Annotated in this window: 17 protein-coding genes and 1 tRNA gene; 9 read left to right on the top strand and 9 right to left on the bottom strand. The window is 66.7% G+C overall.

Annotation, left to right across the window (positions count from 1 at the left end; genetic code table 11):
* The first annotated feature begins 79 nt into the window (after positions 1–79).
* Positions 80–1381, top strand: a complete 1302-nt coding sequence (locus OH802_RS05690) for an MFS transporter (protein ID WP_406025925.1) — start codon at positions 80–82, stop codon at positions 1379–1381.
* 158 nt (positions 1382–1539) lie between these two features.
* On the opposite strand, the gene OH802_RS05685 is transcribed toward OH802_RS05690, so the two are convergent.
* The 3 genes from OH802_RS05685 to OH802_RS05675 are packed head-to-tail and all read right to left on the bottom strand — an operon-like array spanning position 1540 to position 7883.
* Entirely contained in the window at positions 1540–3030 is a 1491-nt protein-coding gene (locus tag OH802_RS05685) for a family 43 glycosylhydrolase (protein WP_406025923.1), read from the bottom strand.
* A 10-nt stretch (positions 3031–3040) separates the two neighbouring features.
* On the bottom strand, positions 3041–5596 hold the full coding sequence (locus tag OH802_RS05680) for an alpha-L-arabinofuranosidase C-terminal domain-containing protein (RefSeq protein ID WP_406025921.1): 2556 nt from the start codon (positions 5594–5596) through the stop codon (positions 3041–3043).
* A 10-nt stretch (positions 5597–5606) separates the two neighbouring features.
* Positions 5607–7883, bottom strand: a complete 2277-nt coding sequence (locus tag OH802_RS05675) for an immunoglobulin-like domain-containing protein (RefSeq protein WP_406025919.1) — start codon at positions 7881–7883, stop codon at positions 5607–5609.
* A gap of 1534 nt (positions 7884–9417) precedes the next feature.
* On the opposite strand from OH802_RS05675, the gene OH802_RS05670 reads away from it, so the two are divergent.
* The 7 genes from OH802_RS05670 to OH802_RS05640 all read left to right on the top strand — a co-directional run bounded on the left by OH802_RS05670 (position 9418) and on the right by OH802_RS05640 (position 14927).
* Complete coding sequence (locus OH802_RS05670; RefSeq protein ID WP_406025917.1) at positions 9418–9999, top strand: hypothetical protein; 582 nt, start codon at positions 9418–9420, stop codon at positions 9997–9999.
* Positions 10000–10292: 293 nt separating this feature from the next.
* Complete coding sequence (locus OH802_RS05665) at positions 10293–11174, top strand: hypothetical protein (protein WP_406025915.1); 882 nt, start codon at positions 10293–10295, stop codon at positions 11172–11174.
* 55 nt (positions 11175–11229) lie between these two features.
* Positions 11230–11421 (top strand): hypothetical protein, encoded by a 192-nt coding sequence (locus tag OH802_RS05660; protein ID WP_406025913.1) that lies wholly within the window; start codon positions 11230–11232, stop codon positions 11419–11421.
* A 732-nt stretch (positions 11422–12153) separates the two neighbouring features.
* On the top strand, positions 12154–12915 hold the full coding sequence (locus OH802_RS05655) for a TIGR04255 family protein (protein WP_406025911.1): 762 nt from the start codon (positions 12154–12156) through the stop codon (positions 12913–12915).
* Positions 12908–13141 carry a hypothetical protein gene (locus OH802_RS05650; RefSeq protein ID WP_406025909.1) on the top strand — a complete coding sequence of 78 codons (234 nt, stop codon included), beginning with the start codon at positions 12908–12910 and terminating at the stop codon, positions 13139–13141. Before OH802_RS05655 ends, OH802_RS05650 begins: the two co-directional genes overlap by 8 nt.
* Complete coding sequence (locus OH802_RS05645; protein WP_406025907.1) at positions 13138–13683, top strand: hypothetical protein; 546 nt, start codon at positions 13138–13140, stop codon at positions 13681–13683. The genes OH802_RS05650 and OH802_RS05645 overlap by 4 nt, the downstream gene beginning before the upstream one ends.
* Positions 13684–14075: 392 nt before the next feature.
* Positions 14076–14927 carry a tyrosine-type recombinase/integrase gene (locus OH802_RS05640; protein ID WP_406025905.1) on the top strand — a complete coding sequence of 284 codons (852 nt, stop codon included), beginning with the start codon at positions 14076–14078 and terminating at the stop codon, positions 14925–14927.
* Positions 14928–14986: 59 nt separating this feature from the next.
* On the opposite strand, the gene OH802_RS05635 is transcribed toward OH802_RS05640, so the two are convergent.
* Together OH802_RS05635 and OH802_RS05630 are read right to left on the bottom strand one after the other, a co-directional pair.
* Positions 14987–15059 (bottom strand) — tRNA-Thr (locus OH802_RS05635).
* A 13-nt stretch (positions 15060–15072) separates the two neighbouring features.
* On the bottom strand, positions 15073–15348 hold the full coding sequence (locus OH802_RS05630; RefSeq protein ID WP_406025903.1) for a hypothetical protein: 276 nt from the start codon (positions 15346–15348) through the stop codon (positions 15073–15075).
* Between the two features lie 11 nt (positions 15349–15359).
* Here OH802_RS05630 and OH802_RS05625 point away from each other — a divergent pair, with 11 nt between their 5' ends.
* Positions 15360–16286 (top strand): LysR family transcriptional regulator, encoded by a 927-nt coding sequence (locus OH802_RS05625; protein ID WP_406025901.1) that lies wholly within the window; start codon positions 15360–15362, stop codon positions 16284–16286.
* Positions 16287–16386: 100 nt separating this feature from the next.
* Here the strand turns inward: OH802_RS05625 and OH802_RS05620 are convergent, their stop codons facing one another.
* From OH802_RS05620 to tmk, 4 genes are all read right to left on the bottom strand, one after another.
* On the bottom strand, positions 16387–16974 hold the full coding sequence (locus OH802_RS05620; protein ID WP_406025899.1) for a hypothetical protein: 588 nt from the start codon (positions 16972–16974) through the stop codon (positions 16387–16389).
* 124 nt (positions 16975–17098) lie between these two features.
* On the bottom strand, positions 17099–18619 hold the full coding sequence (locus OH802_RS05615) for an alpha/beta hydrolase (RefSeq protein ID WP_406025897.1): 1521 nt from the start codon (positions 18617–18619) through the stop codon (positions 17099–17101).
* Positions 18616–19776 (bottom strand): DNA polymerase III subunit delta', encoded by a 1161-nt coding sequence (locus OH802_RS05610; RefSeq protein WP_406025895.1) that lies wholly within the window; start codon positions 19774–19776, stop codon positions 18616–18618. Before OH802_RS05610 ends, OH802_RS05615 begins: the two co-directional genes overlap by 4 nt.
* A complete protein-coding gene (tmk, locus tag OH802_RS05605; RefSeq protein WP_406025893.1) occupies positions 19773–20423 on the bottom strand; it encodes a dTMP kinase in 651 nt (216 codons plus the stop codon). The genes OH802_RS05610 and tmk overlap by 4 nt, the downstream gene beginning before the upstream one ends.
* Between the last annotated feature and the right edge of the window lie 99 nt (positions 20424–20522).

Here is a 20522-nt window from a genome sequence, read left to right as displayed (position 1 = left end):
CTTCTGGCGGCAATCGGACGTCGCAGGAGCCCGACTAAAGCGTTTCCACCCTCGATGTCACCCCTGGTTCACTGTCCCGGTGGCATCCTCCCCCGGCTCCCTCTGGCATACCCTGATCCACCTCCGTGGCAACCCACGCGCATGCGTGTGGACCGAGCCGATGTGGGGCCTGTCGATGGCGCTGGTGCTGCCATACCTCTCCGTCTTCATGCTCACGCTCGGACTGCACGACGCACAGATCGGCCTGCTCGCAACCGCCGGGATGATTTCCCAGGTGTTCTTCGGGCTCGCCGGCGGCATCATCACCGACCGGATGGGACGTCGGCTGACGAACGCGGTCTTCGACGTGATCGCCTTCGTGATCCCCTGTCTGATCTGGGCGTTCGCTCAGGACTTCTGGGCCTTTCTGGCCGCGTCGCTGCTCAACGGCGCACTGCAGGTCACGCAGAACGCCTGGGACTGCCTGATGGTCGAGGACGCGGAGCGCGACCAGATCACCGGCATCTACTCCTTGGTGCGGGTCGCGGCCGACTGCTCGGCTCTCTTCGCCCCGATCGCCGCCTTCATGGTCGCGCAGTTCGGCATGGAGCCCGCAGTGCGGGTGCTCTTCATCAACGCCGCGGTCGTGATGCTGGCCAAGATCATCCTGTTGTACGCCGCCTCCCACGAGACCCGACAGGGCCGGATCCGGATGGAGCAGACCCGGCATGAGAGCCTCTGGCGCCTCTTCGCCGGCTACCGCGAGGCCGCGCGGCTGCTGGCCCGCTCGCGCGGCTCGCTGCTGGCGCTGGCCATCGCCGCCCTCGTCGCGGCTGTCACCCTTGTCAACGCCACCTTCTGGCAGGTCCTGGTCAACCACCACCTGCACGTGCCCGACCCGGTGCTGCCGTTCTTTCCGATGGTGCGCTCGCTGCTGTCGGTGCTCTTCCTCTTCACCCTCATCCGCCGGCTGACCTCGGGGCACGATCTCAAACAGGCGACCTTGTGGGGCTTCGGCATCTATCTGGCCGGCCAGCTCGTGCTCGTCGTGATCCCCGCCGCCGAGGGTGAGGCCGACCTGGTGACGTACGCGCTTCTCGGGGTGTGCCTCCTCCTCGACAGCTTCGGCGCGGGGATGCTCTTCATGCTCTCGGAGTCGCTCGTCGCCTTCCACGTCGACGAGGCCGAGCGGTCACGGGTGATGGCACTGCAGCGCACCGCGGTGATGCTCGCTGCCGCCCCGTTCGGCTTGATCTCCGGGTGGCTCTCGGGGATCGACCGCACCTATCCGTTCTGGATGACCGCCGTGTTGCTCGCAATCGGCTTGGTCACCACCGTCGTCTGGTGGACCGGGCCTCACTCCGAGCAGCCGGTCGAGGTCGTGTCGGCGGATCGAGTCTGACCATGGACGCAGCCCACGCGAACTTGGCGTGCGGTCCTGGACGCCCTCGCTACCGAGTGGGGGGACTCCAGCAGCACGGGCGCCCGGACCGCACTCGGAAGTGATAGCACGCATCCTGCGTCGAGCGTCGCCAAACCTCGACATCTGGTAACCGGTGTTCAGGTCAGGGTGAAGGTGCTGGAGCGCCGTCCCGCGGTGCCACCGACGGTGAGCGCACCACGGTCGTGCTGGAGGTAGTCGCCGCGGTCCGTGGCCACCTGCAGCGAGACGCCGCCCTTGACCGGGATCCGACGAAAGCTGGCCGCAGCTGCGTACGCCGGGCCGGGCTCGACCGGGTCGATCCGGACCGTGCCACCGGTGACCCGGACATACCGGTCGGGGAAGTTGACCGACTGCAGCGACTCCGAGCCGTCGCCGGCCAGCCCGGGGACGAAGCGGAACTGGCTGTCGGCGAGGTCTTTCGGGGCATGGTCCACCCGCACGGCGTACTCGTAGTGGCGTACGAACGAGCCCGGCGCGTCCAGCGGGGTGAGCCGCACGATCGGTCCGCCCTTCCCGACCGGGACCCCGAACATGGGTGTGCCGTCCGCGTGCCACACCACCTTCTGCACGCGAGCGTGCCGGTTCGGGTCGTAGAGGGGGTCGCCGGTGATGTCGCGGTAGTCCCGGGCGTGGTAGACGAGAACGTCGGTCACGCCGTCCTCGGCGACCGTGAACGAGTTGTGCCCCGGGCCGTACTGCCCGGTCTGCACGTTCGTCGTGAACACCGGATCGGGGCTCTTGACCCACGACGCCGGGTCGAGCAGGTCGGCGTCCGCCGATGCGGTGAGCAAGCCCATGCAGTAGCGCGAGTCGGTCGCACTGGCGGAGAACGTCATGAAGACGCGGCCGTTGCGGACCAGCACGGCGGGCCCCTCGTTGACCTTGAAGCCCTGCACCTCCCAGCTGCGGGTCGGGGTCGCGATCCGTGCCGGGAAGGTGCTGATCGCGAACGGAGAGCTCATCTCGGCGATGTAGAGGCTGGTGTTCACCGCGATCTCGGGCTCGCTCTGCGCCCAGACCAGGTAGCGGCGGCCGGCGTGCTCGAACGTGGTGGCGTCGAGGGCGAAGCTCTGCCACGGCGTGATGATCTGCTGCGGTGCGCCCCAGCCGGCGGGGTCGCGCGGGTCGGCGAGCGTCGACTCCATGACGTACATCCGGATCCGGAAGACGTCGTCGGAGTCGCCGGCGGCGAAGTAGACGTACCAGCGACCGTCGATGCGGTGCAGCTCGGGCGCCCAGATGTGGCCGCCCATCTTCCCGCTGGCGGGGCGGCGCCAGATCACCGACTCCGCCGCGGTGGCGAGGCCGGCGAGCGAGGCCGACCCGCGGATCACCAGACGGTCGTACTCGGGAACGGAGCCGGTCAGGTAGTACATCCCATCGACGGGACGGGTGACGAACGGGTCGGCCCGGCGCTCGACGAGCGGGTTCAGGGTCGGCACTCCCCAGATCTCGGCGTCGCTGGGCATCGGCGTGGACGGCGCCGCGGCGGCGGGCGCGACCTGCCCGGCGAGGGCAGCCGCCGCCCCGAGGCCGACCCCGGCCTGCAGAAGGTGTCGCCTGCTGAAGCCGGCCCGGAGGCTGAGGTGGTTCAGGTGATCGGACATGGATGCTCCCCTACCGGGTCTGGATGCGGATGAAGGTCACGGAGTACGGCGCGAACGTGCGCGTGAAAGTGCTGTCGACACCGCGGATGGTGCTGGTGACCGGCTTGATCGGCTGTGCGGTACGGGTGTTCTGCTCCTCCGGGTCGCCGCTGATGACGGTCATCTGCGCCCTGGAGGCGACCTTGACGCCGAGGTCGATGCGGGTGACCGCCGGCTCGGCCTGGGCGTTGACGACCTTGACGAGCAGGTCGCCGGTCGCCTCGTCCCGGGTGACCACCTGCGCGAACGGCTCGGTGACCTGGTCGTCGTCGAACTCCTGGAAGAGCTGGCCGTCGAGGAAGAGCCGGACGTGGGTGCCACGGACCTCGATCCGTACGTCGTAGGTGCGTCCGGTCTCGACCGAGTGACCCTCACGGGCGACCAGGGTCTCCTTGCCGCCGTTGGTGGCCTTCTCGACGACGGTGCGGGTGTTGTTCCAGCCGCCGATGTTCCACCAGTAGAGGTTGCCGGAGTCCTTCACCCCGAACGCCACCAGGAAGCCCTCGGCGCCGGACAGCTTCTTGGCCTTGAGCTTGATGTCGTAGTCGCTCGCGGTGATGTCCGCAGCCCCGACCAGGGTGTCCTGGGCAGCAGCGTCCGTCTGGGTGTAGGCGCCGTCGACGACCGACCAGCTCCCCCGGTTGGCCAGGGAGCTCCAGCCCTCGGCGTTGCCGTCCTGGAAGTCGTCGGCGAACAGGGAGGTCCCGTCGGGTGCGGTGACTGACACGTCGTCGTACGCCGCCGAGGTGGCCCAGGTGGAGAGGCCGACGCCACCGGTGATGGGCTGCGCCTCGATCACCTTGCCGGTCGCCTCGCTGGGCACGACCCAGTCACCGACGTTGTTCATGAACAGCTTCTGGACCTCGTAGTTAGCGGAGCTCCAGGACTGGTCGTTGTCGAACCAGATCATGTCCGGGCGCCACTGCACGTGGTCGATGTTGGCCAGCAGCGGGGCGTAGGAGGCGAGCCGCACGACGTCGGCGTTGCGCTCGAGCCCGGTCATGTACGCCGCCTCGGACAGCGCGTTGAAGAGCTTGTTGTCCTGGGAGGCGTACTCGCCGAGGAAGACCTTCGGCCCGTTGCGGTCGTAGCTGTCGTAACGGTCGTTGTTCTGCAGGAACCAGGTCGGGGAGTTGTAGTAGTGCTCGTCGACCATGTCGACGCCGGCGGCCCGGTTCTGCGCCCAGTGCTGGTCGAAGAGCGCGCCCTGGTCGTCGGGGCCGGAGTTGCTGATGATCGTGATCTCCGGGTAGCGCGCCTCGATGGCCGCGCGGAACTTCTCGAACCGCTCGAAGAACTCCGCCGGCAGGTTCTCCTCGTTGCCGACGCCGAGATGAGTGAGTCCGAACGGCTCCGGGTGTCCCATCTCCGCGCGCAGGGCGCCCCACTCGGAGTCGACCGGGCCGTTGGCGAACTCGATGAGGTCGAGGGTGTCCTGGATGTAGCGCTGCAGCAGGGCCTCGTCGTCGGTGACCCGGTTCTGGCCGCACCCGGTGACCAGCGCCGGCACGACCGGCAGCGGCATCGCCCCGACGTCCTCGGCGAACTGGAAGTACTCGTAGTAGCCGAGTCCGTAGGACTGGTTGTAGCCCCAGAAGTTCGCGTTCGTCGCGCGCTCCTCGACCGGGCCGACGGTGTCCTTCCACTGGTAGGACCGGGCGCGCTGCCAGCCGGAGGCGGCGTCGTAGCCGGACATGCTGCCGGTGTTGACGAGACAGCCGCCCGGGAAGCGGACGAACTCCGGCTCGAGCGCCGCGATCTTCTCGGCGAGGTCCTTGCGCAGCCCGTTCTCGCGGCCCATGAAGGTGTCCTCGGGCATCAGCGAGACCATGTCGAGGCGGAGGGTGCCGACGCCCTCCCCCTGCAGCCACAGGCGTGCGGAGTCGGTCTTGGACGTCGCGGTGAAGGTGCCGGCGTACTTCTTCCAGGTGTCACCGTTCACCTGGATTCGGACCGGATCGGCGTACGAGGTGGCGCCGGTCTCGTCGCGCAGCGACACGGTCAGCGGCGTACCGCCGGCGGCGTCCGAGCGTGCCCAGACCGAGAAGTCGTAGCGCTTGCCGGCCTCGAGCGCGACGCCGTTGTTCCAGCCGCCGTTGGAGACGCCGTACGTTCCGCCGGCGGTGTTGGCCAGGGAGAGCTGCAGATAGGTGCGGTTGCGCTCGTTGAGTCGGGAGCCGTCGTCGACGGGGGCCGCATTGCCGCTGCCTCCGCCCTCTCCTCGCGGGGTCCAGGCGGTCAGCCCGGTGTAGGAGCGGTTGTCAGCCGGCAGGAACTCGAAGGACCGGTTCCGCACGAGCTCGGCGTAGAGGCCGCCGTCGGCCGCGTAGTTGATGTCCTCGAAGAAGACGCCGTACATCGTGTCGCTGATCTCGGGTCCGGGCTGACCGGCGTGGGCTGTGATCGTGTAGTCGGGTTCGGGTGCAGCGGCTCGCCGGTCCGCGCCGAGGCTGGGCGCTGCGTAGGACAGGGGCAGTGCGAGGACGGTGGCGGCGGACAGGACGGTCAGCAGACGGATTCTGTGCACGATGGTCTCCTCAGAACACGCGGTAGGCGGTGCGGATGCGGTCCAGCTCGGCCTTGGTCACCGGGAGAACGGTCCCGTGGCGGGGGCGGCTGGGAAGCTGGTAGTCGCTGGAGATCCGGAAGAAGCCCGAGTCCAGGTCGGTGGTCTCGAAGGGCACGTACCCGCGGCCGCCGAACTCGTCGATGAACAGGTACCACTTGTCCTCGGTGTTGGACTTGAAGATCGTCGGCCCCTCGCCGCGGTCGATGCCCGGGTTGTCGGCCGTCGCCTTGCCGATGCACTCCGCGACGAAGCTCCAGTCCAGGTCGAGCAGCGAGGTGGCCTTCTCCTCGACGATGAACTTGCTGCAGGGCGTGGTGGAGGTGTTGTTCCGCTCGTCCTTGGTGAACCGGTAGTAGGTCCCCTCGTGCTCGACGACGGTGGAGTCGATCACCGAGTAGCCCGGGTCGATCCACACCTGCGGCACGCTGAAGGTCCGGAAGTCCCTGGTGGTGACGTAGACCATTCGGTTGTGGGTGTTGCCGGCGTGCTCGGGGTCTTCCTCGTCGTAGAGCTTGGAGGCCCAGAAGACGACGTACGCCCCGATCCCCTCGTCGTAGTAGGCCTCGGGCGCCCAGGTGTTCCCGGCCTGCGGCGAGGACACGCGGACATGTCGCTGCTCGGACCAGTTCACGAGGTCCGTGGACTCCCAGATCTCGATGTAGCGGCTCCCGCTGCGCTGTGCCGCGTCCCAGTCCCCGTTGCCGTAGATCTTGAGGTCGGTGGCGATCAGGTAGAACTTGTCGCCCTCCGGGGAGCGGATGATGAACGGGTCGCGTACGCCCTTGTCGCCGTGCTGCGACCGCAGCACCGGCTGGCCGCCATTGAGCTCGTCCCAGTGGAGAGGGTCGTTGCCCCTGCTGGCGGCGAGGTAGATCTGCTCGCCGTCGGCCGTCCCCTCGCCGGTGAAGTACGCGAAGGTGTAGCCCTCGAGCGGCTCCTGCTTCGGCAGCGGCAGGACCGTCAGGCGGAACTGCCGCTTGTCCTTGACCTTGCCCAGGCTCACGGTGGCGTTGAGTGCCAGGCGGACGGCCTTCTCGCCGTACGCCGGCCGGTCGACCTCGCCGGTCGGCGTCACGACGGCAGGCTCGCTGGACGTCCAGCTGACGGTCGTGCCGTGCAGGCCCTGGGTCGGCAGGGTGATGTTGCCGCGGAGCTGGTCGGCGTCCCAGACCTTGAGCGCGGCTGCGGCGCGAGTGACCTTCTCCTCGTCGCTGATGTCGGCCGGCACGTTGACGGTGAACGCCTCGGGCTGACTGGCGGAGCCGTGGGCTGCCGTGGCGGTGAGGGTCACGGCGGCGTCGGGGCTGCCGTAGGGCGGGCGGGTGACGTCGCCGGTCGCGGAGACGACGGTGGGGTCGGAGGAGGCCCAGGTGAAGGTGGAGCCGTTCGGGCCGCTGCTCGGGAGCGAGAGGTCACTGACGACGCGGGACGTGTCGCCCAGGTCCAGCCAGGCGAGGTCGCGCTCGACGCGCTGCTCGTCGGTGACGTGGCCCAGCTCGTGGACCTCTGCCGCCGTCAACGCGCGGTCGTACATCCGGAAGTCGCGCAACTGGCCCTTCAGATGACGGTCGCCGCTGTAGACGGATCGGCCGAGATAGTTCGCGGTCGTGACCCCGTTGCCGATCTGACCGGGCGTGATGGTCACGCCGGTGCGGCGGGCGACCTCGACACCGTCCTCGTAGAGCACCGCGGTGCCGTCGGCGAGCGTGTAGCTGATGGTCTTCCAGGTGTCGCGGACCAGGTTGCGGCCGGCCGTCACCGTCTGCTCGGTGCTCCAGTTGCCGGTGGCGATCGACGTCCGATAGGCGTTGCCGGTCGTGAACAGGTAGCCGTTGCCCGTGCCGTTGGAGCCGGTGTTGCCCAGGCCCCAGATGAAGTAGGGCGTGGCCTGGTCCGCTGCGATCTTCACCTCGAGCGAGACGGTGATCGACGTCAGTCCGGCCATCACATCGTTCGGCAGCCTGACGTGCCCGTTGGTGCCACCGAGGGACAGCCCCTCGCCGCCGAGCCAGGTCGCGTCACCGACCAGCGTGCCGTTGCGACCGGCGCCCGACTCGTCGACGACCGTGGTGCCGGTGGTCTGGTCGAGGGGGTAGTGGACGACGAGCCCCACGTCGCTCGCGCCTTGAGCCGGCGCGGTGGTCACCAGGCCGGCCAAGATCAGGGGCAACGACGCGAGCGCCGCCAGGGTGCGCCCGAGATGCTTCCGGCGCGGGTTTTCGGGGGTCGGATTCGACTGGTCCATCTGCGCTCCAGGGTCAGCTTTGGACAAACGCCGGGCCACTCACTGTGACTGCGGTCACATGAATGTGAGCGCTAACATAACCAGGGGTCGGAGGCTGCCGTCAAGAGTCGCCAGGCAAGTCTCGTGAGCGTTCAGGCCGACTACTCCCCGACGGGCGCGGTGGGCGAAAACGCGGAAACCCCCGCCGTTCCTGCCATGTTCTGGCTGGTCAGACGAGGGTTTGGGTGGAGCCGCCTGTCGGAATCGAACCGACGACCTTCTCATTACGAGGGCATGACAACCCGATGCAATAGCGTGAGCAGGCGTTTCCCGCGTTGCATGCGTTGAATGATCTAGCACCCTCGGGGGGAATCGGGGGGGAATGATTGCGGACCGCACCCGCATTCGAACATACGGCTTAATACCCGTTCTCGCCGTCGCTCATGACCGCCAGGCGGCCAGGTTCGCTGATTGGGGTCAGAGTCGCCTGGGCTATGCGGCTCGTCTTGATCGCAGACGTACCGGTTCCCGGTCTGCGGCAGTTCGTGGCATCGTTGTCGATATGCTGGAAGCAGTCGTTGCAGTCTGCGGACTACTGGGTGTGGCTATCTCTGCAATGGCATCTGCCCGCCTAGGGCCTCGTCGAGAACTGCGACACCTTCGCGAGGAGGTCGCCGTGCTCGCAGATCTTCCACCTGGTAATCCAGCCGCCGTGCGAATGGAACGCATCGTGGACGAGAGAACAGCTCGATACGCGGCTCGCGTCGGGCTTGGGACAGATTCCTCCGAATCAAAGTCAAGACTTGACTTATGGACGAGCCTTGCGCGGACCCTGTGGATCGCAAGCGGTGTCGCGTGCGCTGCGCTCGCGGGCAGTACTGTGGGCGCGATTGTTAGTTCCGATCAAGGTGAGCCAATCCCGACCCGTTGGGTAGTTCCGATGGCTCTCTCGATGTCCGCTTTGATCGCTGTTGCGGTGTGCGGCTTTCTGTTGGTGGTTGTAGGCACTTGGGTGCATTTCAGGAGGGCGAACCGTGCCGAATCACCCGGCGACCGAGGACGGTCGGCGAAGAGCCTGCCCGTGAGTGCGGATGCGAGTCGACTGGATCCGGGGCTCCCAGACCACTAGGGGTCCACATCGTTGAGCGCACCAGAAAGCCACGCGTACGCCAGAGTGGCTCTAGCCAGCTGTTCGTCACCCGCACCGGCCGAGGCGGCAACGGTGGCGTTCCGCTGCCGCCGCCATACCAGAACCCCGTCAGCATGAAAACGTCTACCGAGTGTGGGACGACGCACGCGCCGAAGCTCTAAACCCGTCGCACCGCCCACGGGATCGAATTACGCAACAAGACGTCCCCACTTCAGGGGATGCATACGGACGCTTTACCGCCGACGCTCGACCACCATCGCGCCCCGATTGCGGGTCCCGCAGGCTGTGTCGGTCCAGTTCGAGGCCACGCCGCGCGGGCCTGTCATCACAGGCTTGGCGGACTGAGGTCGCATTGGCCCTAGAACGGAAGTGCAGCCGCCGCATCCTCGGATCTACCATCGCTTGATGGACTCATCTCAATGGTCGGCCCTCTTCTCCGGCGCTAGTGCCGTCGCTGCGATCGTGACTGCAGTCGTCGCTGGATGGGCGCTTAACCAGCAGCGCAAGGACAGCCATGATCAGGCCCGGCCTGTCGTGATTGCGACGCTGCGGCCTGGTCCGCGGACCTCACACGGCTCGATGTACCTGATCGTCAAGAACGCTGGCGCCAGTCTCGCCCGGCGTGTACGCGTCACCTTCAGTCCAACTCTCCCCACCGCCGAGATCGCGTCAAGCGGCCAACCGGCAATCGCTGGCCCGTTCATCACGCGGCGCTACGCGGAGGCGATACCCGTACTCGGTCCCGGCGAGGCGCTGAACAACATCTACTGCAACTTGACGCATGATGACGAAGGCATCCCGCACCAGGTAACCGTGGCGGTCAGCTACGAGGACGACCGCGGGCGCACCTACACGGACACATACCCGCTTGACCTGGACATCTATCGCCTTGAGACCTTTTCATCGCCAGGCGACACGGACTACTCAAAGCGTGTCGCCAAGGCGACGGAGGCGATGACCTGGGAGGCGTGGGCCGACCGCCTCTGAGCGACCCCCCGGGGACGTGCCGGGGACGTGAACGCCTGCAACTAGCGGGCTATGGCTGGACACAGCCAGACAAGCGAAACACCCCGGTCGCCAGCGTTTCCGCTGGTCACCGGGGTGTTCTCCCAGGCGTGGCAGATGAAGGATTCGAACCTTCGAAGGCAAAGCCGACGGATTTACAGAGCGCCGGACGCACTCCCGCTGACCTGCCGAAACGGAATGAGGCCCAAGGCTGCGGACGCGCTACGGACGAATAGGCCCGATTTTCGGCCGTCGTTCGATGCCAGGATTGCACCATGACTGACGAGACGTGGCGTCCGCTCGGCACTGACGATGCCGAGGAAGTCGCGGCATACGATGCGCTCCACGATGGCATTCCAGCCTGGCTGAACGCACCAATGTGGGACTGGATACGGGATCAGGTCACCACCTACGTACGCGGCGGATACAGTGGATCAGGTTACGCGAAACTGAACGTTGACCTCGTTGAGCAAATGGCCCAGACGCTCCACTTCGCGATACCGAGCTTCCGGCGCGGCACAAGTGTCTCCCAGACGATCGACAATGCGCTCTACGCACTGAAGCAGCAGGACCGAACCCTGCAACTGGTCGACTACCTGCTCGCTCACGACCAATCCGTACAGGCTGACGCCCTTGAGGCCCTGCTGCTCCGAAACAAGTCTGTATGGCAGGTGGGCACCCGCGCAGGGAAGCGAGGATTAGTCCGACGGGTGGCGCTCGGCGTCCAAACAGCGTCCGATGACGTCATGCTCCGCTCCGGCCACGCCGGTATCCGCCTGGCCAAGGCATGGGAAGCGCTCTATGGCATCGATCCCAACCCAAGCGAGGCGTACCGGCTAGCGATTCAAGCCGTCGAGGACGCGGCCGTTCCCGTGGTGTCGCCGTCGAATGGACGCGCGACCCTTGGGACCGTTCTCAAACAGCTAGAGGATCAGCACGGCTGGACGCTCCCGATGCAACGGGAGCATGTCTCCGCCCCAAGCATTGACGTGGTGATCGGCATGGCGCGAATGCTCTGGCATGGCCAGCACGACCGCCACGGCGGGCAACCGAGCGCACCAGGAGACGTCTCGATTGACGAGGCGACCGCGGCCGTGACAATCGCGGTTTCCCTCGTCCACTTGTTCAACGTCGGTCTGGTCCAACGTCACCCTTAACCTAAGGGTGGATACCGTTGCCCGCAGGACTCCACCAAACGAACAGGAACTCACTATGGCCGTCTCAGTCTTCTATGCCGGTCAGGCTTGGCGACTCGCCGAGAACGTCGACCGGACCACTTGTCAAGAGAAGATCGTGAGCGTTGGAAAGAACGGCGGCTTCGTGGAGCTCGAACTCGCACTCGGCGGCACGATCGCCGTCGTTGTGGGTCCTGGCGTTCCGGTAGCACTCATCGAGTCCGACTAGGGTTACGACTTCGGCGGCGAGCTGTCCGCTTCGCGGATGTGCGCGGCGTTGACCCAAGACTGCGTGACGTGGGTTTTCAAGCCGTGGCCGGTGGAGTAAGTCGATGCGTACACGACCCATCCCTCCCACTCGTCCCGGTGGCTCTTACGCCACATCAGCAGGACGCCCGGGCTTGAGTGGTACCCCCACGCGCCAGTCACATCCACCCAGACGTGTGTCGGTGTCGCCTCGTGCATGCCACAAAGACTAGAACGCTTGTTCGATCAATGCGAGGTGGCGCTCCCCCTTCGACATATCATCAGACAGTGACCTACGTCCTGCGCTCCCGCGTACGCCCGCGACTGACTGACCCCGCCTTCAACGATCACGAGCCGCGCGTACTGACCGCCGCGCCGTCGAGGCCGTCTAGGCACCTGGCGACCGGCGGACCGCGGGGCGTTCGTGGACGTTCGGCGAGCCTCTTCCAAGTGTGACGACCGGCCACCACGGGGGAGGCGGAGTTGGCGAACAATGGCGGATGAGACGACGTGCTGCTGGCAGCGATCTACCGCCGACGCCCGACTTCCTGGGCGTCGGCGGAGTCGAAGTGCGTCGGCTCGTACTGCAAGCACACCTCCTCAGAGAGCGGGCAACGCGCTAGCGTGTGCACTGACCCTTGCTGAGTGCCCGACCTAGGAGTGCGATCTGACCGGTCTAGATCCCGCGGCATGGGAGACCACGCCCGGCCTGCATTTGGGGCGCAGATACGCACGGGCGCCCATCGTTGAAGCGATCCTGGAACTGCGGGTTCAGAATCGGAGCGACCTGACAGTCGATGAGCTCGAAGGCGTGGTTGCCGACGAAGACTTCGCAGCTCCTCAGCCGGTCTTGAACGTTGCAGGTGAGTTCTCGTACGTAGATGGCGCAGTTGTTGGATCGACACGTGGAGACCGGACGGGTTCCCTCTTCAACAGGAGGGATGACGAGGGAAGTGTCGTGGCCGACGTTGCCCGGTTCGCCTTCATCTGGCGACGGCAGTACACGGCCTGGGAGGCCTTTCTGGAAGAGGCGGAGGCCCGTTGGTTGGATTACAAGCGAGTTGCTGGCACGAGGGTCGTCGAGTCGATCGGCCTGCGATTCGTCAACGAGATCCCGATTCCATCGAATGGCATCGAGGTCACTGACTACCTACGAACCTCGGTCAACGTCTCTCCGTACCTGCCGCAAGCGGTCTCCGGACTTTTCATGCAGGTTGACATTCCAATCCCGAGCGTCGACGTGCTCGCGACGGTGACAACGAGCCTCCTGAGCCAGAGATCTGATGGCACTAGCCGCCCGGCGCTGCTGTTGGACGTTGACACCAAATCGAGTGCGAACTTGATCGCGGAAGATCCTGAATTTGACTCCCAGCTTCGCGCTAGACTCGATACGTTGAGGTTGACAAAGAACTACGTCTTTGAAGCTTGCATCACGGACGCAACGAGAGGGCTGATTGACGATGTGGAGCGTGACTGATCCACGTGCGACGGGCTACTCGCGGGCGCTTCCGGATGCGAGCGCCTCGCTTCGTCGCCGGGCAGAGGGGCGACTAAGCGGCGCTGTCGTCGGTACTCGGGTTCGCAGCACAGCGGATCTATCCGTTTCCTCGTTCGCGCGCGTTTCGGACATCGACTTCGATGCGGATGCGTCGGTGACCGAGATCGAGCTGGCTGTGATCACCGAGCCTGACATCGACTGGTGACCGAGTCGTCGCCGCTCGTTGTGTGGCCCCACGACTCCTGGCTTTCGCAGGGAGATATCTTCGAGTCGGTACTGGTGACTCGGGTCGGGGTGGCCAATGGCATTGCGGCGCAAGCACCTGGGCGTGGTCCTGCGCTACTGGTGAGCCATGGGTGTGCGATTGACAAGAAGACAAGGGCGGGTGAGTCGCGTCTCGAATACGTTTCATTCCTGCCGATTCAGGATGTCGACAGGCTTGAACCTCAGCAAGCGGATCAACTTCGTCGCACGAAGGACACGCCGCAGCCTTATGAAGTGATGTATCTCGGCGAACTGCCGGGGATTGGAGAAGGCTACCTGTCGCTGACGCAGCCGTTCACCCTTCCTGCCGTGATGCTCCGAACGGAGTTGAAGGATTTCACAGCTGAGGAGACCGGCGACGAGGCCGATCGGCGGATAGTGCCCACCGTCGGCGACACGCGTGTGGCCAAGCTCTCGGAAGCTGGGATCGACTTGTTTCATCACAAGTGGATCGCTCAGTGGACTAGGAAGGCACCCAAGTAGGTGGCCCCGGATCGGGACTTGGCCGACCCGAAGAACGGGCTGGTCTTGAGCTGCGGGTGTTCCATCCGCGCCGCATCCGAGCGTCGACCGCCGTACTCGAACGTGGCCCGATCATCTGCGGGTCTATGCGATGCCGAAATCGACCCATCATGCCCCGACCCTTGGTCGGCTGGCCCAAATGCCCGTCTCGGAGAAACAACCACAGTCCCGCTCGAAGCCCTCGGTCAACGGGAGAATCCATCGAGGGCTCCGATCAATGCGTCAAGCTCTGACAGATCACAGTCCGCAAGGCGCTGCCGATCTGGCTGGAGGAACGGGCGACCACGGTCGCGCCTAAGACGTACGTCGCGGATTCCGCTCTGACACGCCTCACCCCGCCCGCGCTGTCTGCGTTGCAGATCGGCTCTGTCACCGAGCGCGAGGTCACCCGCGCCCTGGTCACGCTGCGCCGCCGCGGCCTGGCCGAGAAGTCGGTTCGCCGATACCGCGCATCACTCTCGTCATTCTTCGGGTGGGCCGTCCGTGAGCGCATCGTCCAGCACAACCCCGTGACCCCCACCCGAGTCCCCAAGGCAAGTGAGGTCCAGAAGGAAATGCACCCGTTCAGCGAGGCCGAGTTAGAGACGTTCGTTCAGGATGCCGCGCAGTTGGCGCCGCGAGACTCGATCGGCCCGGTGGCCGCTGCCAACCGGGCACGCGACCTCGACCGCCTCGCCGACATTCTGCTGGTCGCTGGCTGGACCGGCCTGCGCTGGTCGGAGTTGCGCGAGGTGCGGGTCAGTGACATCACGATGGCGCCGGTTCCCGGAATCTACGTACGTCGCGCGACACCGGAAGGGGGCGAGGTCAAGACAACGAAGTCGGGCAAGTCGCGATTCGTCCCGCTTGCCGACCGGGTGCTGCCGGTCGTACGAAAGTTGATCGAGGGTCGCACACCGCGAGACCTGGTGTTCGTCACCGCGACCGGCCACCGACTGCACGCGACCGCCACGAAACGCGCGGTCGACTGGGAGTTGATCTCCCACGGTCGCCGGATCCACGACCTGCGCCACACGGCCGCCTGTCTCTGGCTTGCCAAAGGCGTTTCTGCCACCACGGTTCAAGCGTGGATGGGACACGCCTCGATCGCCACGACGAACATCTATCTGCACCACCTAGGAACGGTCGCAGACCAGGCCGGATTGGACCGTCTGAACGGTTCGGGGGGAATCCGGGGGGAATCCGAGAACCGCGACCAGCCGTAGAGCAAAGAAAACCCGCCTGACCTTGCGCGTTTCCGCAGGTCAGGCGGGTTTTTTGTCGGAGCCGCCTGTCGGAATCGAACCGACGACCTTCTCATTACGAGTGAGACGCTCTGCCGACTGAGCTAAGGCGGCGTACCGTCAGCCGTTACCGCATGAAGCGGCTCTGGTTGAGCGGACCGGATGAGTGTACCGAGACTGCGCGCTCGACACTAAAACGGTGCGCCTCGACGTGCTCGTCGATGGTGATGCGGGTGGGCTTGCCCTTGCCGATGAGGCGGCCCAAGCGGCGTACGCCGTGCTTCATTGTTGCTTTGCTCTTCTCTGAACGTGGGTCAACCACCGACTGCGGACACAGGGGTGGTGATTCAATGATGACCGCCGGCGATTCATAGAGGTAGACGATCTTTCCTTGGAAAGTCATAGGATGTCTCTATGTTGTCGCTGCACCAGCTCCGCGTGTTCCTCGCGGTCTACGAGCATGGCTCGCTGACCGCGGCGGCCGACGAGCTCGGGTATGCGCAGCCGTCGATCTCGGAGCAGGTCAGGGGCCTCGAGCGTACGCTCGGCGTCCAGCTCTTCCGCCGCGTCGGGCGTGGGGTGGTGCCGACCGGTGTGGCCGACGAGCTGAGGCCGCACGCGGAGCGTACGGTCGCGGCCGCCGAGGACGCGCGCAAGGCTGTGCAGGCGGTGAAACAGTTCGAGACCGGGACGATCCGGTTCGGGATGTTCGGGATCGCGCGGCTCTACGGCGGCGCCGGTCTGGTGGCCGACGTGCTGGACCGATATCCGGGCGTGCGCGTCGAGCTGAGCGGGCAGAACTCCGCCGAGGTCCAGGAGGACCTGCGGCGCGGACGGCTCGAGGCGGCGATGCTGCTCGTCGGCAGCGTCTCCGGTCCTGGGCTGAAGGTCACGCCGGTGGCGCGCGACGAGCTCGTCTACATCTCGGCCGACCCGGCCCACCTGGCCACTCCGGTCACCCCACACCGGCTCTCGCTGGCCTCGCTGGTCATGTCGGACACGAGCTGGAGCTCCGAGGACCCCACCCGGGTCACCATCCGCAACCTGCTCCACGAGACCGGCCGCAACCCACCCAGCCGGATCGAGGTCGAGGACATCGAGACGGCCGTCGAGCTGGTGGGAATGGGCTATGCCGACAGCGTCATCGCCAAGGGAGCAGCCGAACAGCTGCTCCCCCGGCTGGCGCCGAAGGCCGGCTGGGTGTCACTGCGGCCCCGGACGTACGACACGTTCGCCGTCGTCCACCGCACCGACGCCACCCTCTCCCCCGCCGCCACGTTGATGATCGAGCTGGCCACCAAGCGGATCCAGGCCATCGCGGACCCGGTCCACCGGCGCTAGCAGTTCCTCCAGCAAGGTATGCAGCCGAAGGCTCACATCCCATGCGGAGTTCCGCTGGGGATGTGAGCTTCGACCTGCATACCTTGACGAAGGTCCCGGCTCAGTCGCAGCCGTAACCGTCGTTGTCGGCGTCGAGGCGCCACGGGTCGGAGCCGTGGACGCGTACGGGCTTCTTGTAGCCCGGGATCTCACCGCAGTCGCGGTCGTTGGTCGAGGTGGCGTTGAAGACCTGCTCGCCGTTGGCGTAGGTGTAGTCCAGACCCGAGACGCGCTTCTTCAGGTAGAACGACGCGGACACGTCGGCCCGCCGGTTGGCGTCGCCGGCGAACTTCCAGCGGTAGTAGCGGCTGGCCTTCGGCGTCACGATCACGGCGCACTTGCCGTACCTGTTCGTGACGCAGGAGGTCACGCTCATCCAGCGGCCGCTGGCCTTCTTCTGCAGGTGGATGCGCTTGCCCTTGATCGGGTTGCCGCCCGCGGTCAGCTTGCCGACGGGGCGGTAGGACGTCGTCCCGTACTTGCTGGCGGAGACCTTGACGACCTTGGTGATGACCTTGGCGACGGTCCCGTCGGGTGTAGTGGCGTGGGCGGGCTGGCTGATGACGGGGGCTACCGCGATCGCCAGGGAGGCGATGGCGGTGGCAGCGAAGACCTTCGTCGTCGAACGGATTCGCTGGTTGATGATCACGGTGCTCGTGATCCTTCCTCTCGAAGTGATGCTTCCGGCTGAGATCCTCTGGTCCAGAGAGATCCGCCGGGGCGTCACGACGAGAACCCACCCCACATAAGGTAAATCCGCTGTTCGAGCGGTGTCAGCACTCCAAGCCGTCGTCGGGGACCTTGCCGTCGACCAGGTAGGCGTCGATGGCGTCGTCGACGCAGCCGTTGCCCTGCATGTAGCCGGTGTGACCGTCGCCGTCACGGGAGACGAGTACGCCGTTGTCGAGAGCCTTGGCGAGGGCCTCGGCCCACGCGTAGGGCGTGGCCGGGTCGCGGGTGGTGCCGACGACGACGATCGGGTTGGAGCCCTCGGCGTCGATCTCGGGCTCGGGCTCGGTGGCCTTGAACTTCTCCGCGGCGCAGCCGTTGAGCATCCAGGCCAGGGCGGCACCGAAGGTGGGAGCGGCCTCCTCGAAGGCGGGCACCTGCTTGCGTACCTCCTCCGGGCTGAGGCCGGAGGAGTCGTCGAGGCAGTTGACCGCCCAGTTGGCCTCCATCGTGTTGTTGATGTAGCCACCCTCGGGGTCACGGCCCGCGTACTGGTCCGAGAGGCTCATCAGCTGGGAGCCGTCGCCCTTCAGCGCCGCCTGCAGGGCGTCGGTGAGGTAGGGCCAGTAGGACTCGACGTAGAGCGGGGTGATCAGGCCGTAGAGGGCGTTGCCGGCAGTCAGCTCGCGGTCGCCGGCGGGCAGCGGCTCGGCGTCGATGTCGGCCATCAGCTTCTGGACGCGCTCGACGCCCTCGTCGACGCTGTCGCCGAGGAAGCAGCTGCCCTCGTCGACGCAGTTCTCGACGTAGGAGCGGAGCGCGACCTCGAAGCCCTTCGCCTGCGCGAGGTTGGCCTCGAGGACGCTCAGCCCGGGCTCGATCGCACCGTCGAGCACGAAGCGGCCGACCCGGTCGGGGTAGAGCTCGGCGTAGGTCGAGCCGAGCTGGGTGCCGTAGGAGGCGCCGAAGTAGTCGAGCTGGTCCTCACCGAGCGCAGCCCGGAGTACGTCCATGTCCCGAGCCGCCTCGACGGTGCTGACGTGGGCGGAGATGCCGTCCTTCTGGGCGGCGCAGCCGTTGGCCATCTCGACGCCGGTGTCGACGTACGCCTTCTCCTCGGCCGGAGTGTCGGGGTCGGGGTCGACCGCGACGTAGGCGTCGAGGCTCTCGTCGTCGAGGCAGTCGACCGGGGTGCTCTGCCCGACACCACGCGGGTCGAAGCCGACGATGTCGTAGGAGTCGCGGACGGTGGAGCTGAAGGACTGGTTGTTGTAGAGGGCGTACTCGATGCCCGAGCCGCCAGGGCCACCCGGGTTGATCGCCAGCGAGCCGATCTTCTTCTCGTTGGCCGGGTCCTTGATGACCGAGACCTCGATGGTGCGGCCGGTCGGGTCGGAGTAGTCGAGCGGGACCTCTAGGGTCGCGCACTCGAAGGTGCCGTTGCAGTCCTTCCAGTCCAGCTTCTGGCTGTAGAAGGACTGCAGCCCCTCGGTCGGGGCCGCGGTCGCCTCCGCGCTCGGGCTCACCTGGTCGGCGTCGGGGGTGCCGCCGTCGGCACCACAGCCTGCGGCGATCACGGTCAGAGCGGTCAGCGCGGCGGCACCGGTCACTGCTTTGAGTTTCACTGATCTCCTCCGGGCGGCAACAGCGCCACCATCATCGCTTCCAGGACCAACTGGGGCTGCACGTTGAACTCCAGCAGCTGCTCACGGGCTTCGAAGATCGCCCCGATCCGCTGCAGGTTGAGCTCGGGGGTCGAGGCCGCGACGAGCTGCTCGATCTCGCGCCGGTGCTCCTCGTTGACGAGGGTCACCGGAGCGCCGGCGGCCATCGCGATCGCATCGCGGTAGACCGAGACCAGGTCCATCAGCCCGCGGTCGATCACGTCGCGGTGGCGGCGAGTGGCGCGGCGCTTCTGATCCTTCTCGAGCGCGGACAGCGCCGGGCCGTATTCACGCGGTCGGCGGCCGCGATCGACCACGCCGTAGCCAGTGTCGAGGTCGGCCTTCTCCTGAGCGTCGAGGTCGGCGGTGACCGCGTCGGCCTCCTCCTTCGAGACGGCAGCGAGCTCGCCCGCGGCCCGGAGCGCGTCGGCGAGGGTGTTCAGCCGGGCCGGGTAGGCCACCACCTGCTCGCGCCGGCGCCGGGTGTCGTCGTCGCGGGCCAGCGCCTTGGCCCGGCCGATGTGGCTCTGGCTCGCGCGCGCCGCGTAGGCCGCACGCGCCTCGTCGACACCGAGCGTGCGCTGCAGAAAGACGGTGACGTCGGGCGCTGTCGGAGTGGACAGCGTGACCAGCCGGCACCGGGACCGGATGGTCGGGAGTACGTCCTCGACCGTCGGCGCGCAGAGCATCCACACCGTGCGGGCGCCGGGCTCCTCGACCGCCTTGAGCAGCGCGTTGTTGGCCTGCTCGGTGAGCCGGTCGGCGTCCTCGATGATCAGGATCTGCCAACGGCTCCCGGCCGGGCTGAGGGCGGCCTGGCGGACGAGGTCGCGGATCTCGTCGACCCCGAGGGTCAGCTTCTCGGTGCGGACGAGGTTGACGTCGGCGTGGCTGCCCGCGAGCACGGTGTGGCACGCGTGGCACTGGCCGCAGCCTCCGTTGGGGCACTGGAGCGCGGCGGCGAAGGCGATCGCCGCGTTGGACCGTCCCGAGCCCGGAGGGCCGGTGAAGAGCCACGACTGGGTCATGCCGTGGCCCGTCGCTGCGGTCTGCAGCGTGGAGATGATGTGGCGCTGGCCGACCAGGTTGTCCCAGACCGAGGTCGTGGCGACGTTCATGCACTCACCGCCTGAGTGAGCAGCGGCTCCAGGCGCGCCAGCACCGCGGCGTGGATCTCCTCGACCGGAGCGCGAGCGTCCAGGACCAGGTAGTGGTCAGGATTCCGCTTGGCCAGCCCGACGAACGCGGCGCGGACCCGCTGGTGGAACTCGACCGACTCCTGCTCCATCCGGTCGCGCTCCTCGAACCGGGTGAAGCCGGCGGTCGGGTCCAGGTCGAGCAGCACGGTCAGGTGGGGCCGCAGGTCGGCGGTCGCCCACCGCGCCACTTCCTCGAGCTGCGCGGCGTCCAGCACCCGGCCAGCGCCCTGGTAGGCCAGCATCGAGTCGACATAGCGGTCGGTGATGACCACCTCGCCCCGCTCCAGCGCCGGGCGGACCATCGACTCGATGTGCTCGGCCTTGTCGGCGGCGAACAGGAGCGCCTCGGTCCGGTCGTCGAGGTCGCCGGTCTCCGGGGACAGCACGATGCGGCGTACGTCCTTGCCTACGGCCGTGTCGCCCGGCTCGAAGGTCAGCAGAACCCGGTGGCCGCGGGCGGTCAGGGCCTCGTGGAGCAGCCGCGACTGGGTGGACTTGCCCGACCCCTCGCCGCCCTCGAAACAGACGAAGACGCCGTGCTCTGCGTAGACACCCGGAAACCTCACGAGGCAAACCTACGGGGTGGTACCGACAACCCCGGAGTACGCCGCCCGCGGATGGGGCGATTCCCGGATGTCGAAGGTCGCACCTCCACGTTAAGGTTC

Source organism: Nocardioides sp. NBC_00850 (assembly GCF_045207335.1).
Lineage (GTDB): Bacteria > Actinomycetota > Actinomycetes > Propionibacteriales > Nocardioidaceae > Nocardioides.
The sequence above is the reverse complement of the archived record's forward strand: the minus strand, read 5'-3'. Positions and strand labels throughout refer to the sequence as shown.

Bases quoted from the DNA above. Each gene is read 5' to 3' on its own strand.
- OH802_RS05685 (WP_406025923.1), bottom strand. From the start codon at position 3,030: ATGTCCGATCACCTGAACCACCTCAGCCTCCGGGCCGGCTTCAGCAGG.
- OH802_RS05675 (WP_406025919.1), bottom strand. From the start codon at position 7,883: ATGGACCAGTCGAATCCGACCCCCGAAAACCCGCGCCGGAAGCATCTC.
- OH802_RS05670 (WP_406025917.1), top strand. From the start codon at position 9,418: ATGGACTCATCTCAATGGTCGGCCCTCTTCTCCGGCGCTAGTGCCGTC.
- OH802_RS05665 (WP_406025915.1), top strand. From the start codon at position 10,293: ATGACTGACGAGACGTGGCGTCCGCTCGGCACTGACGATGCCGAGGAA.
- OH802_RS05660 (WP_406025913.1), top strand. From the start codon at position 11,230: ATGGCCGTCTCAGTCTTCTATGCCGGTCAGGCTTGGCGACTCGCCGAG.
- OH802_RS05630 (WP_406025903.1), bottom strand. From the start codon at position 15,348: ATGACTTTCCAAGGAAAGATCGTCTACCTCTATGAATCGCCGGCGGTC.
- OH802_RS05625 (WP_406025901.1), top strand. From the start codon at position 15,360: ATGTTGTCGCTGCACCAGCTCCGCGTGTTCCTCGCGGTCTACGAGCAT.
- OH802_RS05610 (WP_406025895.1), bottom strand. From the start codon at position 19,776: ATGAACGTCGCCACGACCTCGGTCTGGGACAACCTGGTCGGCCAGCGC.